The organism is Burkholderia sp. Cy-637 (assembly GCF_011753175.1).
GTDB lineage: Bacteria > Pseudomonadota > Gammaproteobacteria > Burkholderiales > Burkholderiaceae > Burkholderia > Burkholderia gladioli.
In genome coordinates this window covers 17,306-34,127 of the sequence record NZ_VWWC01000071.1, presented here as the reverse complement: position 1 = coordinate 34,127, position 16,822 = coordinate 17,306, and the positions used below count along the sequence as shown (strand labels likewise).

General features: G+C 70.4%; 12 protein-coding genes and 1 pseudogene. 6 read left to right on the top strand and 7 right to left on the bottom strand.

What is annotated here, in order from left to right:
* Nucleotides 1-76: 76 nt before the first annotated feature.
* Both F3J10_RS19215 and F3J10_RS19210 read right to left on the bottom strand, forming a co-directional pair.
* Nucleotides 77-988, bottom strand: a pseudogene (locus tag F3J10_RS19215) (alpha/beta hydrolase).
* 15 nt (nt 989-1,003) lie between these two features.
* Nucleotides 1,004-1,942: an alpha/beta hydrolase gene (locus F3J10_RS19210; RefSeq protein WP_167242763.1), complete on the bottom strand. Its 939-nt coding sequence runs from the start codon at nt 1,940-1,942 to the stop codon at nt 1,004-1,006.
* Nucleotides 1,943-2,029: 87 nt separating this feature from the next.
* Between F3J10_RS19210 and F3J10_RS19205 the strand changes: the two genes are divergently transcribed.
* Complete coding sequence (locus F3J10_RS19205; RefSeq protein ID WP_166916539.1) at nt 2,030-2,416, top strand: MerR family transcriptional regulator; 387 nt, start codon at nt 2,030-2,032, stop codon at nt 2,414-2,416.
* Between the two features lie 187 nt (nt 2,417-2,603).
* Nucleotides 2,604-8,483 (top strand): excinuclease ABC subunit UvrA, encoded by a 5,880-nt coding sequence (uvrA, locus tag F3J10_RS19200; protein WP_167242762.1) that lies wholly within the window; start codon nt 2,604-2,606, stop codon nt 8,481-8,483.
* A gap of 87 nt (nt 8,484-8,570) precedes the next feature.
* Here the strand turns inward: uvrA and F3J10_RS19195 are convergent, their stop codons facing one another.
* Entirely contained in the window at nt 8,571-9,293 is a 723-nt protein-coding gene (locus F3J10_RS19195; RefSeq protein ID WP_167242761.1) for an energy transducer TonB, read from the bottom strand.
* Nucleotides 9,294-9,407: 114 nt separating this feature from the next.
* Nucleotides 9,408-10,295: a LysR family transcriptional regulator gene (locus tag F3J10_RS19190; protein ID WP_167242760.1), complete on the bottom strand. Its 888-nt coding sequence runs from the start codon at nt 10,293-10,295 to the stop codon at nt 9,408-9,410.
* A 167-nt stretch (nt 10,296-10,462) separates the two neighbouring features.
* Between F3J10_RS19190 and F3J10_RS19185 the strand changes: the two genes are divergently transcribed.
* The 4 genes from F3J10_RS19185 to F3J10_RS19170 all read left to right on the top strand — a co-directional run bounded on the left by F3J10_RS19185 (nt 10,463) and on the right by F3J10_RS19170 (nt 13,499).
* A complete protein-coding gene (locus F3J10_RS19185; RefSeq protein ID WP_025102039.1) occupies nt 10,463-11,077 on the top strand; it encodes a nitroreductase family protein in 615 nt (204 codons plus the stop codon).
* A 68-nt stretch (nt 11,078-11,145) separates the two neighbouring features.
* Nucleotides 11,146-12,132, top strand: a complete 987-nt coding sequence (locus tag F3J10_RS19180; protein WP_167242759.1) for a zinc-binding dehydrogenase — start codon at nt 11,146-11,148, stop codon at nt 12,130-12,132.
* A gap of 92 nt (nt 12,133-12,224) precedes the next feature.
* Nucleotides 12,225-12,494 (top strand): hypothetical protein, encoded by a 270-nt coding sequence (locus tag F3J10_RS19175; protein WP_167242758.1) that lies wholly within the window; start codon nt 12,225-12,227, stop codon nt 12,492-12,494.
* Nucleotides 12,495-12,728: 234 nt separating this feature from the next.
* Nucleotides 12,729-13,499, top strand: a complete 771-nt coding sequence (locus tag F3J10_RS19170; protein ID WP_167242757.1) for an SDR family oxidoreductase — start codon at nt 12,729-12,731, stop codon at nt 13,497-13,499.
* Between the two features lie 21 nt (nt 13,500-13,520).
* Here F3J10_RS19170 and F3J10_RS19165 read toward each other — a convergent pair whose 3' ends face one another.
* From F3J10_RS19165 to F3J10_RS19155, 3 genes are all read right to left on the bottom strand, one after another.
* Nucleotides 13,521-14,843 carry an NERD domain-containing protein gene (locus tag F3J10_RS19165; RefSeq protein WP_167242756.1) on the bottom strand — a complete coding sequence of 441 codons (1,323 nt, stop codon included), beginning with the start codon at nt 14,841-14,843 and terminating at the stop codon, nt 13,521-13,523.
* 281 nt (nt 14,844-15,124) lie between these two features.
* Nucleotides 15,125-15,943 (bottom strand): ABC transporter ATP-binding protein, encoded by an 819-nt coding sequence (locus F3J10_RS19160; protein ID WP_167242755.1) that lies wholly within the window; start codon nt 15,941-15,943, stop codon nt 15,125-15,127.
* Complete coding sequence (locus tag F3J10_RS19155) at nt 15,940-16,821, bottom strand: ABC transporter permease (protein ID WP_167242754.1); 882 nt, start codon at nt 16,819-16,821, stop codon at nt 15,940-15,942. Before F3J10_RS19155 ends, F3J10_RS19160 begins: the two co-directional genes overlap by 4 nt.
* Between the last annotated feature and the right edge of the window lies 1 nt (nt 16,822).

The window sequence follows — 16,822 nt, the reverse complement described above, 5'->3', positions numbered from 1 at the left end:
CGGCGCAGCGATGCGCCGCCGCGCCCCGGCTGCCGCGCGCCGGGGCCGTTCGGCCAGCACGGCGCCCGCCTCGTGCTCAGGCGCTTTCGCCCAGCAACGCCGCCAAGGCCGCGAGCACCGGCTCCGGTGCATCCTCGGGCAGCAGATGCCCGGCCGGCAGCCCGTGGCCGCTCACCGTCGCCGCCCAGCGCGACCAGGTCTCGACCGGCGAGGGCGCGTCCGCGCGGCGTTCCTTTTCACCCCATAGCACCAGCACCGGGCAGTCGAGCTGTCGCCCGGCCGCCCGGTCGGCCGCGTCGTGCTCCAGGTCCTCCTCCACCGCCGCGCGATAGTCCTCGCAGATCGCGTGGCGCACCTCGGGATCGCGGAACGCGGCGCGATAGGCCGCGAGCGCGCGCGGCTCGACCCGCTCCAGGCCGCCGGCCATCCTGGCCAACGCGGCATCGATGAAGGCATCGGGATCGGCGGCCAGCATCCGCTCGGGCAACCCGGCCGGCTGCGCCAGGAAGAACCAGTGCCAGGCGTTCAACGCGAAGGCCCGGTCGACGCCGGCAAAGGCATCGAGCGTGGGCACCACGCTCAGCGAGGCATAGGCGCTCACGCGCCGCGGGTGGTCGAGCGCGAGCCGTTAGCCGGCGCGCGCGCCGCGATCGTGGCCGACCACCGCGAAGCGCGGATGGCCGAGCGCGTCCATCAGCGCGAGCAGCGCGCCGGCCACGCGCCGCTTGCTCCAGCGCGGCGACGGCTGGCGGATGCGGCTGGCGCCGTAGCCGGGCAGGTCCGGCACGATCACCGTGTGCGAGCGCGCCAGCGTCGGCGCGATCCGGCGCCAGGCCAGATGGGTCTGCGGATAACCGTGCAGCAGCAGGACCGGCGGCCCGTCGCCGCCGATCCGGCCGCGAAACGCCACCTCGCCGGCCTCGATCTCGAGCGGCGCGAAGCCGGGGAAAAAATCGTCGTCGCCGGGCGGCGGCGTGTCGATGCTCATGCTTGCCTCCTTGGCTCAGGGTTGTGCGGCGGACAGCGATCCGACGAAATCGGCCAGATCGCGGTTGAAGCGCTCGGGTTCCTCGATGAAGGGCGCGTGGCCCGATTCCTCGTACAGCTTGCTCGCGATGCGCGGGTTCAGCGCGCGGGCGCGGGCCAGGGTGGCCGGCGTATCGACCAGCGCGTCGCGGCCGCCCTGGATGAACAGCAGCGGCACGTGCGCGCGGCTCAAGCCCTCGGCGGCCGCCACGGTCATGCCCGGCACCGCGCGCTGCATGTCCCACGAGGCCATCGCGGCATTGGCGAGCAGCCGCTCGAACCGCGCGGCATCGGGCTGGCGGTGGAAGCACAGCGCCAGGAAGCGGCGCTCGCCGTCGAGATGCGTCCGCAGCTCGGGCGATGTCATGTCCCGGTAAACCTCGGGATGGCTGACCAACTGCTCCGGCTTCAGCTCGACCACGCCGTCCACGTACACGGCGCCGCCGATATCGCCGTCGCCATAGGCGGCCAGGTAGTTGGAGATCACCACGCCGCCCAGCGACCAGCCCACCAGCACCGGCCGTTTGGCATGCGCGCCGCGGATCACCGCGTCGAGGTCGTCGGCCCAGCGGCGCCCGTCATGATACGGCTCGGCGCCGGCGGGTTTGTCGGACAAGCCGTGGCCGCGCAGGTCGTAACTGATCAGCCGGAACCGGCGCAAGTCCGGGCTCTGCAGCTGGGCATCCCAGTTCAGGCGGCTGCCGAGCAGGCCGTGGATCAGGATCACGGCGGGGCCGTCCGGGTTGCCGCTTTCCTCGACGGCGATCCTCACGCCGTCCTTCGAGGTGACGGTGTAGTGATCGGGGGCGGCCTGCGCGGCGGGCGCGACGGCGAACAGCGTGGCCGACGACAGCACGGCCAGCAGCAGGCGGGACAGCGGGCGGAATAAAGAGGGGAACAACGAACGGGCGGACATGAGGGGATTCCTCTGAAGTGAAGGTCCACCCAGTCTCGACCCTCACACCAGTGTGAGGGTCAAGCGAAACATGCTAGCCTGCCGCCCATGAACGCCTCGAACTCCCCGGAATGGCTGACGATCGGCGCGCTGGCCCGGCGCACCGGCGCCAGCGTGCGCTCGATCCGCCACTACGACGAGCATGGCCTGCTGGCCTCGTCGCGCGCCGACAACGGCTATCGCCGCTTCCCGGCGCAGGCGGTCGCGCAGGTCAGGCAGATCCAGCGCATGATCGCGACCGGCTTCACGCTCGACGAGATCCGCGGTTTCCCCGACTGCATGCTGCTGATCGAGGGCGCGCGCTCCTGCGACCAGATCAGCGAGGTGCAGCGCCAGCGCCTGGAAGCCATCGAGCACCAGATCGCCGAGCTCGAGCGGCGCCGCGCGCGCCTGCTCAAGACCTTGTCGGAAGGCGCGGTGCCGCCGCTCGACTGAAGCTGGAACCGGCCTCGATCGGTCGTGTCTTTCAGTCGGCCGGATCGGCCGGGAGCCGCCAGCATCCCCGGCCCGCGGGGCGTCGTGAAGGCTGTATGAATATACAGTATAGTGTCGCAGTCATTCGGGCATGACGCACCTTCGCGGCCCGCCAGACCCGTTCAACCCCTTCACACGGACAGGCCAATTGTCATCCAGCCATCTGATCCGCATTCGCGGAGCACGCCAGCACAATCTCAAGAATGTCGATCTCGACCTGCGCACCGGCGAGATGACGGTCGTGACCGGTCCGTCGGGGTCGGGCAAGTCGAGCCTGGTGTTCGACACGCTCTATGCCGAGGGCCAGCGCCGCTACGTCGAGACCTTCAGCGCCTATGCGCGGCAGTTCCTGGACCGCATGGACCGCCCGCAGGTGGACCGCGTGGACGGCGTGCCGCCCGCGATCGCGATCGACCAGACCAACCCGGTGCGCAGCTCGCGCTCGACGGTCGGCACCATGACCGAGCTGAACGACCACCTGAAGCTGCTCTACGCGCGCGCGGCCGAGCTGTTCGACCGCAAGACCGCGCAGCCGGTGCGGCATGACACGCCCGAGACGATCTACGCCGAGCTGGCCGCGCGCACGGCCGGCGAGGACCCGCGCCTGGTGGTGACCTTCCCGGTCGAGCTGCCCGAGGCGGTGACGGCCGAGGAGGTCGAGCAGTGGCTGTCGGCGAGCGGCTACACGCGCGTGCAGGCGCAGCGCGAGGTGGTGTCCGAGGCGGGCACGCGCAAGGTGCTCGACGTGGTGGCCGACCGCTTTCGCCTGCAGCACACGGAGAAGGCGCGCGTGGTCGAGGCGATCGAGGCCTCGCTCAGGCGCGGCGCCGGTCGCGTCAACGTCTACGTGCTGGCGCCGGCGCCGGAGAACGCCGACCAAGCCGCGCCCGAGCCGCAGGTCTGGCGCTTCTCCACCGGCCTGCATCATCCCGACAGCGACCTGCGCTATGCCGAGCCGCAGGCGGCGCTGTTCTCGTTCAACTCGGCCTATGGCGCCTGCGAGACCTGCCGCGGTTTTGGCCGCGTGATCGGCGTCGACCTGGGCCTGGTGATTCCCGACGCGCGCAAGACGCTGCGCGAGGGCGCGATCAAGCCGATGCAGACGCCGGCCTGGAAGGAGTGCCAGGACGACCTGATGCGCTATGCCGAGCGCGCGAAGATCCGCCGCGGCACGCCCTGGGGCGAGCTGACGGATGCCGAGCGCGACTGGGTGATCAACGGCTCGCCGGATTGGGACGGCAAGTGGCAGACCCAGTGGTACGGCGTGAAGCGCTTCTTCGGCTATCTGGAGTCGAAGGCCTACAAGATGCACATCCGCGTGCTGCTCTCGAAGTACCGCAGCTACACGCCCTGCGAGGTTTGCGGCGGCGCGCGCCTGAAGACCGAATCGCTGCTGTGGCGGCTCGGCTCGAAGGCCGACGCCGACGCGGTGCTGGCGCCGGCCGCGCGCTTCATGCCGCGCGGCGTCGACTGGAACCGCGCCCAGCTGGAGGCGCTGCCGGGCCTGACCGTGCACGACCTGATGCTGCTGCCGATCGAGCGGATCCGCCGCTTCTTCGACGGCATCAGCCTGCCCAGCGCGCTGCTCGACGATGCGCTCAAGCTGCTGCTGGCCGAGGTGCGCACGCGCCTGAAATACCTCTGCGACGTCGGCCTCGGCTACCTGACGCTGGACCGCCAGAGCCGAACCCTGTCGGGCGGCGAGGTGCAGCGCATCAACCTGACCACCGCGCTGGGCACCTCGCTGACCAAGACCCTGTTCGTGCTCGACGAGCCCAGCATCGGCCTGCATCCGCGCGACCTGAACCGCATCGTCGAGGCCATGCAGCGGCTGCGCGACGCCGGCAACACGCTGGTGGTGGTCGAGCACGATCCCTCGGTGATGCTGGCCGCCGACCGCCTGATCGACATGGGCCCCGGCCCCGGCGAGCGCGGCGGCAGCATCGTCTACGACGGCACGCCCGGCGAGATCCGCTCGGCCGACACGCTGACCGGCGCCTACCTGGGCGGCCGCCGCGAGGTGGCGCATGCCTCGCAATGGTCGCGCCGCGCGGTGGACGCGAGCACGCCGCGGCTGGTGCTGGAAGGCGCCAGCGAGCACAACCTGCGCGACGTCACGGTCGAGATCCCGCTGCAGCGGCTGGTCTGCCTGACCGGCGTGTCGGGCTCGGGCAAGTCGACCCTGCTGCAGGACGTGCTCTATCCGGCGATGGCGCGCCACATGGGCAAGGCCACCGAGGCGCCGGGCGCGTTCCGGCGCCTGGCCGGCGCCGACCAGGTCAGCGACGTGGTGTTCGTCGACCAGTCGCCGATCGGCAAGACCACCCGCTCGAACCCGGCCAGCTACGTGGGCGCCTTCGACGAGATCCGCAAGCTGTTCGCGAAGGCGCCGCTGGCGCTGCAGCGCGGCTACGGCGCCGGCATGTTCAGCTTCAACACCGGCGAGGGGCGCTGCCCGACCTGCGGCGGCTCCGGCTTCGAGCACGTCGAGATGCAGTTCCTCAGCGACGTCTACCTGCGCTGTCCCGATTGCGACGGCCAGCGTTATCGCCCCGAGATCCTGGAGGTGCGCATCGAGCGCGGCGGCCGTTTGCTCAACGTGGCCGAGGTGCTGGACCTGACCGTCAGCGAGGCGGCGGCCTTCTTCGCCGGCGACGCCGAGGTGCTGCGCGTGCTGCAGCCGATCGTCGACGTCGGGCTCGAATACGTGAAGCTGGGCCAGCCGGTGCCGACCCTGTCGGGCGGCGAGGCCCAGCGCCTGAAGCTGGCCGGCTTCCTGGCCGAATCGGCGGCGGGCAGCGCGCGCGGCAAGGCCGCCAAGGCGGCGAGCGCCGAGCGCCTGTTCATGTTCGACGAGCCCACCACCGGGCTGCACTTCGACGACATCGCCAAGCTCATGCAGGCCTTCGGCAAGCTGCTGGCGAGCGGCCATTCGCTGATCGTGATCGAGCACAACCTGGACGTGATCCGCGCCGCCGACTGGCTGATCGACCTGGGCCCGGAAGGCGGCGACGGCGGCGGCCTGGTGCTGTGCGCCGGCACCCCCGAGGACGTCAAGGCCTGCGCCGGCTCGCATACCGGCGCGGCGCTGGCGCAATACGAGCGCGCCATGGCCGCCGAGGCGGAGCTTGCCGAGCACGGCGTGCCGCTGCAGGCCAAGCTCAACGCGGTGCGCGAGCGGCGCGCCATCGAGGGCGAGGACGTGGTGCGCATCGTCAACGCGCGCGAGCACAACCTGAAGTCGCTCGACGTCGACATCCCGCACGGCAAGTTCAACGTGATCACCGGCGTGTCCGGCTCGGGCAAGTCGACGCTGGCCTTCGACATCCTGTTCCATGAAGGGCAGCGCCGCTACCTCGAATCGCTGAACGCCTACGCGCGCTCGATCGTGCAGCCGGCCGGGCGCCCCGAGGTGGATGCCGTGTACGGCATCCCGCCCACCGTGGCGATCGAGCAGCGCCTGTCGCGCGGCGGCCGCAAGAGCACGGTGGCCACCACCTCCGAGGTCTGGCACTTCCTGCGCCTGCTGTACGTGAAGCTGGGCCTGCAGCACTGCATCCACGACGGCACGCCGGTCACCTCGCAGACGGTGGAGTCGATCGCCGCGCAACTGCTGCGCGACCATCGCGGCCAGCACGTCGGGCTGCTCGCGCCGCTGGTGGTCAACCGCAAGGGCGTCTATACCGACCTGGCCAAGTGGGCCAAGGCGCGCGGCAACTCGCACCTGCGCGTGGACGGCGAATTCGTGCCGGTCGACCCCTGGCCCAAGCTCGACCGCTTCCGCGAACACACCATCGAGCTGCCGGTGGCCGACCTGGTGGTGTCGCCCGACAACGAGGCCGAGCTGCGCCGCCGCCTGGACGAGACACTCGAGATCGGCAAGGGCGTGCTGCACCTGCTCGCGCCGCTCGACGGCCTGGGCGAGGCGCTGGCCGGGCGCGGGGCGACCGCGCGGATCGGCCAGACCAAGGTGCTGTCGGTCAAGCGCGCCTGCCCGGTGTGCGGCACCAGCTATCCCGAGCTGGACCCGCGCATGTTCTCGTACAACAGCAAGCATGGCTGGTGCACCACCTGCGTGGGCACGGGCCTGGCGCTCACGCGCGAGCAGCGCGCCGCCTACGACGACACGGTGCTGGGCGCCGAGGACGGCCGCGGCCGCGAGCAGACCCTGCCCTCCGAGGAGCAGGAACCGGAAGGCCTGGGCGACCAGCCCTGCCCGGATTGCCATGGCACGCGCCTGAATCCCTCGGCGCGCGCCGTCACCTTCGACGCGCACTCGATCGTCGAGGTCGCGCAATGGACCGTCTCGCAGACGCGCGAGTGGATCGACGCGCTGCGGCTCGAGGGGCGCGACGCGCAGATCGCGCGCGACATCGTCAGCGAGATCGGCAGCCGCCTGGCCTTCCTGGAGGAAGTCGGGCTCGGCTACCTGAGCCTGGACCGCGCCGCGCCCAGCCTGTCGGGCGGCGAGGCGCAGCGCATCCGGCTGGCCGCGCAGCTCGGCAGCAACCTGCAGGGCGTCTGCTACGTGCTCGACGAGCCGACCATCGGCCTGCACCCGCGCGACAACCAGATCCTGCTGAACGCGCTGCGCAAGCTCGGCGACAAGGGCAATACGCTGGTGGTGGTCGAGCACGACGAGGACACCATCCGCCGCGCCGATCACGTGATCGACGTCGGCCCCGGCGCTGGCAAGCGCGGCGGCACGGTGGTCGCGCAGGGCGGCGTGGCCGACCTGTCCGCGCAGTCGGCCTCGCTGACCGGCCGCTACCTGGCCGAGCCGATCGTGCATCCGCTGCAGTCGCGCCGCAGCGTGGTGCCGCCGGGCCGCAAGGGCGCGCAGGCGGTGCCGGAGCAATGGCTGACCGTGCATGGCGGCAAGCTGCACAACCTGCGCGAGGTCACGGTGGGGATCCCGCTGGCGCGGCTGGTGGCGGTGACGGGCGTGAGCGGCTCGGGCAAGTCCACCTTGGCGCGCGACGTGCTGATGGCCAACCTGCTCGACGCGGTGGGGCGCTCGGTGCTGTCCTCGCCGGCCACGCGCCGCGCGCGCAAGGCCGCCGGCCAGGACGCGGCGCCGGCCAGCCAGCGTGGCAGCGTGCTGGCGCGCAGCGCGCCGCGGCCCTCGCTGAACGTCACGCATGCCTGGCAGGGCTGCGAGTCGATCACCGGCTGGGAGTCGATCGACCGCGTGCTGGAGGTCGACCAGACGCCGATCGGCAAGACGCCGCGTTCCTGCCCGGCCACCTACATCGGCGTGTGGGACACCATCCGCAAGCTGTTCGCCGACACGCTGGAGGCCCGCGCGCGCGGCTACACCGCCTCGCGCTTTTCCTTCAACACCGGCGACGGGCGTTGCCCGGCCTGCGAGGGGCAGGGCGTGCGCACCATCGGCATGAGCTTCCTGCCCGACGTGAAGGTGCCCTGCGACGTGTGCCACGGGCAGCGCTTCAATCCCGAGACGCTGGCCGTCAGCTGGCGCGGGCGCAACATCGGCGAGGTGCTGACCATGGAGATCGACGAGGCGGTGGAGTTCTTCGCGCCGATCTCGAACATCGCCCATCCGCTGCAGCTGATGAAGGACGTCGGGCTCGGCTACCTGACGCTGGGCCAGCCCTCGCCGACGCTGTCGGGCGGCGAGGCGCAGCGCATCAAGCTGGTCACCGAGCTGAGCAAGGTGCGCGACGACATCACCCGGCGCGGGCAGAAGGCGCCGCACACGCTCTACGTGCTCGACGAGCCCACCGTCGGCCTGCACATGGCCGACGTGGCCAAGCTGATCCGCGTGCTGCACCGGCTGGTGGACGGCGGGCACAGCGTGGTGGTGATCGAGCACGACCTCGACGTGATCGCCGAGGCCGACTGGATCATCGACCTCGGGCCGGAAGGCGGCACGGGCGGCGGCGCGATCGTGGCGGCGGCGCCGCCGGAAGCGCTGGCGCGCGTGGCGGCCAGCCATACCGGGCAGGCGCTGGTGCCGGTGCTGGCGCGCGGCGAGACGCCGATACGCGCGGCCGTGGAGGGCTGAGGTGGCGGCTCGCCTGGGCCGTGCCGGGTGTCGCGATGGTGATGCCCGGCTCGGCGCGCTTTGCCGCTGCGCGACGAGCGGCACCGCTCACGGTTGAAGCAGTGAAAAGACGACCCACTCCGGCGGCTGGCCATCCGGCGAAATCCGCGCGAATTCATGTTGCCGCTGGAATACGGTAACCGTCGTCCCCTGTGGGTAGGTTTTCAGTGCAGGTGCGTTCTGATTGGGCGTCCGCCGGACATCGCAGAGGGGAATGGCGACCCGATAGGAGCGGCCGATACTCTCTTGCTCGGCCGGCTGGTTTCGAAGAAGTTCGATCGCCGCCTTGGATGCCTCGCTATATGTGCCGGGTGGGTATTGCGTCAATGAAAAGTTGTACGGTTGGGTGACGGAAACCCGTATCGGTTTTCCATTTTCAATATACGGTTCGCAATGACTGGCGCGTAATGCGACTGTCGCGGAGTGATCGAGCTCGGCGGAACCGCTCGACTTCCTCACTGTGATGTTTTCAATCGATCCGGTCGGACTGACTTCGAAGTAAAGATAGGCAATTCCGTGGCCGCCCGCTTTCGCCAGCGCCTTGGGATAGGCAGGTTTGACCATGCGGCAGGAAAGGCCCGCCCTGGAGGAGGCGATGGTGTCAGGCGGGTTGTCCTTGCTCGGCGGCGTCGTGCAGGATGTCAGGAAAAGAGTGCCGATGAGGAGCGCCGCGATGGCAGGCAGATTGCGAATATTTATCATGGCCAGGTTCGATCGATGATGCAGCAAGGTATTGCCCCGTTGGCGTGATATTGCCGTCGAGAAGGACATTAGTCCATTCGGCATGGCGGATCCGCGCGCTAACCAAGTGAATCCGGCAGAACGGAACGGGGCTGGGTCCGCGCGGTGCAGGCCCGTTCCGCTTTCATGGCCTGGTCTCGTGCCTCACCACGCCGCCGCGTCCGGCTTCGCGATCCAGTATTCCCGGCAGAAGTCCAGGTAGGCCTTGACGATCGAGGACGGATGCCGGTGCGAGGGGTAGAGCAGGTTCAGCTCCTGGTACGGCAGCGGATGGTCCTCGAGCACCGCGCTCAGGCGCCCCTCGCGCAGGTCCTTGGCAACCAGGAAGGGCGGCAGCTCGGTCAGCACCTGGCCGTCGAGCGCGCGCTTGCGAAGCTGCGCGTAGTCGTTGGTCGACAGCACCGGGCGCGGCAGGAACTCCACCCCGCCCAGGCGCCATACCGGCTGGGCATAGGCGCCGAGCCCCCAGGTCGCACAGGGCAGCGCGTGCAGGTCCTCGGGCGTCGAGGGCGTGCCCAGGCGCGCCAATAGCGCGGGGCTGGCCACCAGGCGATGCCGGTAGGCCACCACCTTGCGCGCCACCATCGACTCGTGCTCGATGGCGCCCACCCGCAGCGCCACGTCGATGCCGTCGACGATCAGGTCGACGCGCCGCTCGGTGGTGTACACGAACAGGCGGATCCCCGGATAACGCGCCTGGAACGCGCCGAGCAGGTCCCACCAGATATCGAAGGAAGGCGGCAGCGACAGGCGCAGGAAGCCTTTCAGCTCGTGCTGGGCGCCGACCACCGCCTCGCGCGCCTCGACCAGCGCCTCGATGCCGCGGCTGGCGTGCTCGTAGAGGCGCAGGCCGGCATCGGTCAGCCGGGTGCCGCGCACCGAACGCTCCAGCAACTGCACCGCGAGCTCGCCCTCCAACTGCTTGATGCGGCGGCTCAGGGTGGGCAGCGGCACGCCGGTGCGGGCCGAGGCGGCGGACAGGCTGCCGGCCTGCACCACGGTGACGAACATCTCGACGGCATTCAGGTCCATGGCGGCAACTCGTTTCGGGTTGAGGGGCGGGCATGGCGCGATCGTCGTGCCCAGGTCCGTCATCCTCTCATTTTTGAGAGGCCGGGTGTCAGCTTTAGGGCTATGTCTCGCGCCGGGCGGCTTGCATAGTAGAGCCGTGTTCCCCCTCACCCCCGACGGAGAAAAACATGTCGAGCCTTGAAAACCTCTTGAAAACGCGTATTTCCACCAACCGCTACGACCCGGCTCGCACGCTGAGCGATGCGCAGATCGACGAGCTGGTCGCCCTGGCGACTACGGCGCCTTCCGCCTTCAACCTCCAGAACTGGAAGTTCGTGGCCGTGCGCAGCGAGGCGGCCAAGGCTCGGCTGCTGCCGCTGGCCTACGGGCAGCAGAAGGTGGCCGACGCGGCCGTGACCTTCATCGTGTGCGGCACGCTGGAGCCGCATCGCACGCTGCCTGCGGCGCTTTCGCCCTCGCTCGAGCAGGGCATCATCGACCAGGCCGTGTTCGACGGCTGGACCGGCGCGGCCACCAACATGTACGCCAACAACCCGGCGTTCCAGCGCGACGAGGCGATCCGCTCGGCTTCGCTGGCGGCCATGACGCTGATGATCGCGGCGCAGGATCGCGGGCTGGCCTCGGGACCGATGATCGGCTTCGACACGGCCGGCGTTGCCTCGGTCTTCGGCCTGGCGCCGACCGAGGTGCCGGTGATGCTGCTGACGGTGGGCTACGCCGCGAGCGGCAACTGGCCGCAAAAACCGCGCAAGCCGACCGCCGAGGTGCTGAGCTTCGCCTGAAGCCGGCTGTCATTCCGATGGCCGCCGGGCGGCGGCCATCGATCAGAACTCCTACGAAAGGAATCATCATGAAAGCCTATGTGATCGAACGCGCGGGTGGACCCGAAGTCCTGCAACTGCGCGATATTCCCTCGGTGACGCCGCGCGCCGACGAAGTACGCATCCGCGTGCGCGCCTTCGGGCTCAACCGCGCCGAAACCTACTTGCGCGCCGGCAAGATAGGCCCGATCGAGGGGCCGCGCGTGCCCGGCATCGAGGCGGTGGGCGAGGTGCTGGAGGATCCCTCGGGCGCCTTCCGGGCCGGCCAGCGCGTGGCCACGGCGATGGGCGGCCTGCAGTTCGCGCGGCACGGCAGCTACGCCGAGGAAGTGACGGTGCTGCGCTCGAACGTGATCGACCTGAACGGCACCAGCCTGTCCTGGGAGGAGCTGGCGGCGCTGCCGCAGGCCTACCTGACGATCTGGGGCGCGCTCAACCACACGCTCGGGATTCAGGCGGGGCAGGTGCTGCTGGTGCGCGGCGCGACCTCCAGCGTCGGGCTGGCGGCCGTGACCTACGCCCGCGCCTCGGGCCTGCGGGTGGTGGCCAGCACGCGCTCGCCCGAGCACGTCGCGCTGCTGCACGGCTTGGGGGCCGACCAGGTGGTGGTCGACCGCGGCTCGGTGGCCGACGAGGTACGCAAGCGCCATCCCGAAGGCATCGATGCCGCGCTCGAGGTGGTTGGCGCCTCGACGCTGCGCGATACGGCCAGCACGCTGCGCCCGTTCGGCGCGGTGGCGGTGATCGGCCTGCTGGGCGGCGCGCCGGTGCTCGACCAGTTCAATCTGATGACGGACCTGCCGCCGGCCGCGCGGCTGGCGTTCTTCCCCAGCCAGTTGCTTGGCACCCCGGTGCTGCCGCTGGACGCCGCGCCGCTGCGGGCCATCGCCGACGACGTGGCGGCCCGGCGCCTGCACTCATTGTTGAAGCAGACGCTCGAATTCGACGAGGTGCGACATGCCCATGAACTGCTGGAAGGCAATCGGGTACAGGGCAAGCTGGTGATCCGGGTCTGAGCGCGGGCCTGGAAAGCTAAGCGGAAATGCTTGTTTGGCGCCGGCGCCGGGCGTGGCTAGATTGAAGTCTCGATCCACGCTTGAAGGAGCCGATGATGTCGAATTCGATCGGACTGGCGCCGCGGGCCCTGGTGGGGCGGCTGGCCTCGTTGCTCGCGCCCGGCGCCGCTCGGGCCCGCCGCGCAGTTTCCCCGGTTCCCGCCACGGCCGCGGCGACCGGGGAAACCGGCGCCGCCGGCCGCGAGCGGGGCGCCGAATCGGAGCGCCTCGAACAGGTCACCGCCTATGCGCGCGGCGGTTATTTCCATGTGGTCTGCACCATGAGCCCGTTTCCCTTCGTCGACGAGATGAAGGTGCATTGAGGGCGCGCTTGCCTGATTCCCCGCTCGCCTGCCTCGCGCGGGCGACTTCCCCGGCGCCTGCCCAGGCCGCGCCGGCACGCCGCGCTCGCCGCTGAAACCTCGCCTCGCGCGGCGTCCCTCGCGTTTTCCGGTTTTCCGCTACGATCCTCGTATTCATTCGCATGAAAGGCCCGGGCCTCGATCCGCCCGCCGGCCGTCGCGACCTCCTGTTCCTCTCATCCCCACGGAGTCCACATGGATCTCGGTATCAAGGGCCGCCTGGCGCTCGTCACGGGCGCCTCGAAGGGCATCGGCATGGCCAGCGCCATGGCCTTGGCCAAGGAAGGCTGTCGCCTGCACCTGGTGTCGTCGAATCCCGAGCCGCTGGAGCGTGTCAGGCGCGGCCTGGAGGCCGCCTGCGAGACGCCGGTGAAGGCCAGCGCGCTCGACCTGTCCGACGCGAACGCGCGCCGCGAACTGCTGGCCGAGGCCGGCCCGGTCGACATCCTGGTCAACAACGCCGGCGCGATTCCCGGTGGCGGCCTGGAGGCGATCGACGAGGCCGCCTGGCGCGCCAGCTGGGAGCTCAAGCTGTTCGGCTACATGGATTTCGCCAAGCTGGTGCTGCCGGAGATGATGGCGCGCGGCAGCGGCGTGATCGTCAACGTGATCGGCGCGGCCGGCGTCACGCCGCGCTACGACTACATCCTCGGCTCGACCGCCAATGCGGCCCTGGTGGCCTTCACCCAGGCGGTGGGCGCGCACTCGACGCGGCGCGGGGTGCGGGTGGTCGGCATCAACCCCGGGCCCTGCGCCACCGAGCGGCTCGAGAAGCTCTATCGCAGCCGCGCCGAAACGGCCTTCGGCGATGCCTCGCGCTGGCGCGAGCTGCTCGAGGCGCTGCCGTTCGGGCGGCCCTCGGAGCCCGAGGAGATGGCGGACCTGGTCAGCTTCCTCGCCTCCGAGCGCGCGTCCTACCTGAGCGGCGTGGTGATCGACGCGGACGGCGGGGCGAAGTACCGCTGAGCGGACGAGCCGGAACCGGCTTCAGTCTCCGGCATCGCGGATGCAGGTATTGCCGGAGATATGGAACGCGGGCGGACATTCGGGGGTGGCCAGGACGCCCGTCCTGCCGTTGCAGCCGAGCCGGTCGACGCCGACGGGGCAGGTGATCGGGGCGATCGGCGGGGTGGGCCGGCTGGCGATCGGTAGCGCCGGGTCCACCGGCCCCTCGGCGCTCGGTGCCGCAGCCACCACTTGAGGCTTGTCGGCCGTGGCCCGATGTGCTGCCCGCTGAGTCCTGGCGAGCGGCACCGGCGGTGCGTCATGCGGCTTCCTGATCGACGAGGCGTGCCGTTTCAGGCTATCCGGCGCTTCGTTCGCGAGCGGTGCCTCGGCCTTCACCGTCTTCCGTTGATGCTGGCCGATTGCATAGGCGCCGAGCGCGGCGGCCAGCAGGATCGGCCAATAGCGTAACAGCCCGCGACGCCGTCGCGGCCGGCTTTCGCCCAAGGCAAGACCCGATCCGATCGGCGCGTGGCGATGCGGTATCGCGACGGCCTGGGCTTCGCGCCACGACGCGTCGATCGTGGCGGGACTGCGTTCGGCGGGAGATCCAGCCGCAATGGGGTATGCAGCGCGCTTGGCGAGCGCTGTCGGCACGGGGGGCACGACAGTGGACGCGGCCGGCACGGCAGCAGGCATGGCCGGTACGACGGTGGGCACCACCGGCACCCTATCGGCGGCGTCCCGACCAGGCTCGGCTTGCTGCACGATGGTGTCCTTGCCCTGCGCGGTTTCGATTCGAAGCGCGGCGGAGATGGGGGCCCGGGTCAGGTTTTGCGCTTGCGCGAAATGGCTCAACCATGACCGTGGCCACGGTTGTCGACCCCGCTTCGACAGCGCCCGATCGAGTTCGTCGGCACCGTGGATCAGTACGCGCGGGTCGTAAGTGATCTCCAGCCTCGAGTCGCGATGGCGGCTCGGCTCGAAGATCACCGCGCCGCTCGGATAGGAGATTTCCCGGCCATCGTTGAAGTGCCTCGACATCGCGTCGCGCAAGGCGAGGTTGTTGTCCATCGCTTGCCGATAGCCGTTCTTGATCGGGGTGGGCGACGCTTCGCGCCGCAGCATCCAATCGCCATTCGACTTGCCGTCGACCGGATGGTGGAAGTTCTTGATTTCCAGCTGGATGGTGGTGTCGTCGGTGCCGACCAGGATGTCGATCTGGCCATCCTTCAGCAGCAGGTCGCAGATGACGACAGCGGGTCGCTGCCGCTCGATCAGCCAGCGCAGCACCTGGGCGAGCACGGCCTGCTCGGATCGGCTCGGCGGCTTCTGACCGCCGAAATAGAGTTCAATGTCGTTCATGGTAGTGCGATCGAGAGCGCGCGACGACGGTACGAATGGCCTTGTCCGCGATCGGATCGCGGTGCCGTGGCGGGTTCGCCTCGTGACGGAATCATCAGGATATTGCCTGATGAATGACGGCGCGATTGCGCCGTTCTTGAGCGCGAACCGGGAAGACCGATCGACTGTGTTACATGGCGCGACGGAGCCGGCGATTGTTTCGATTTGTTGTCGTGTCCGGCTCGGTCGACATGGATGCCGCGCTTGCGCGGGCATGGCCTCGGGAAGGCGTGGCGATCTGCTCAATGACCCACTTCGTGCAGCCGGTGGAACGCATCGAGCAGGCGCCCCCGCAGCGCCGCCAGACGCGCGTCGCGCCGGTCTCTCGGCCGCTCGATATCGACTTGCACCGCCTCGTCGATGCGACCCGGATCGGCGGCCAGCATCAGCACGCGATCGCCGAGGTAGAGCGCCTCGTCGAGATCGTGCGTGACCACGATCGCCGCCGTGCCGTGGCGCTGCACCACGTCGAGCAGCAGGGTCTGCAGGCGCATGCGGGTGAGCGCGTCGACGGCGCTGAACGGCTCGTCGAGCAGCAGCAGTTCCGGCTCGCCGAACAGGCCGCGCGCGATCGCGGCGCGCTGCGCCATGCCGCCCGACAGCGCCGAGGGCAGCAGGGCGCCTTGCCCCGCCAGCCCGACCTCGGCCAGCAAGCGCTCGACCTCGGCCGCGCGGCCGTAGCGAGAGCCACGCGTGCCACGAGAGCCGCGAGAGCCGGCCGCGAAGCCGACGTTGTCGGCCACCGACAGCCAGGGCAGCAGGCGCGGCTCCTGGAAGATCACGCCGATGCGCGCCGAGGGGCCGTCGAGCGGCTGGCCGTCCAGGCGCACGCCGCCGCGATAGTCGCCGTCGAGCCCGGCGACGATGCGCAACAGGGTGCTCTTGCCGCATCCGCTCGGCCCCACCAGGCAGACGATCTCGCCGCGCGCCACTTGCAGCGCGATATCGGCCAGCACGATGCGGCCGTCGTAGCGCTTGCGTTCGACGCGCAGGTCGAGCAGCGGGGTGTCGTCGCGAGCAACGGCGGCGACGCGCTCGGGCAGCAGGTGGGTGTCGCTCATGCCGCCTCCTTGCGCCGGGTGCCGTCGAAGGCATCGCGCCAGCCCAGCCAGCGCCGCTCGATGCGGCGCATCGCGCCGTCGCTGAGCTTGCCGAGCAGGGCCAGCAGCAGGATCGCGCCGAACACCAGGTCGGGCCGGCCGGTCTCGCGCCCGTCGCTGAGCAGGAAGCCGAGCCCGCGCGTGGCCGCGATCAGCTCGGCGGCCACCATGAACATCCAGGCCAGGCTCAGGCCGGTGCGCAAGCCCGTGAAGATCTGCGGCAGCGCGGCCGGCAGCAGGATCCGGCGGAACAGCGCGAAGGCGCCGAGCCGATAGACCGCGCCCAGCTCGACCAGCTTGCGGTCCACGCCGCGAATCCCGGCCACCACCGCCAGATGCACGGGGAAGAAGGCGCCGATCGCGATCAGCGTGATCTTGGGCGCCTCGTCGATGCCGAGCCACAGCAGCAGCACCGGCACCCAGGCCAGCGAGGGGATCGCCCGCAACGCCTGGAAGCTCGGCTCCAGCAGCGCGTCGATGCGCCGGCTCAGGCCCATCGCCGCGCCCACCGCCAGCGCCAGCCCCGCGCCGGCCGCGAAACCGGCCGCCACGCGCAGCGTGCTCGCGCCGACATGGCGCATCAGGCGCGCCAGGCCCATTCGTTCGAGCGTGGCGAAGATCTCGCTCGGCGCCGGCACCAGGTGATCGGGCAGCCAGCCGGCGCGCACGGCCAGCTCGACCAGGCCGAGCAGCAGCACCGGCAGCGCCAGCCCGGCGAGACGCCAGGCGCGCAGCGCATCGCGGCGCGCGGGCGGGCGCGCCTCGGCATCTTCTCGCGGCTGCGAGTGCGCTGGCCTTGGCGCGGCCAGTGCGTCGTCGCGGGCGGCGCTGCGGCCCATA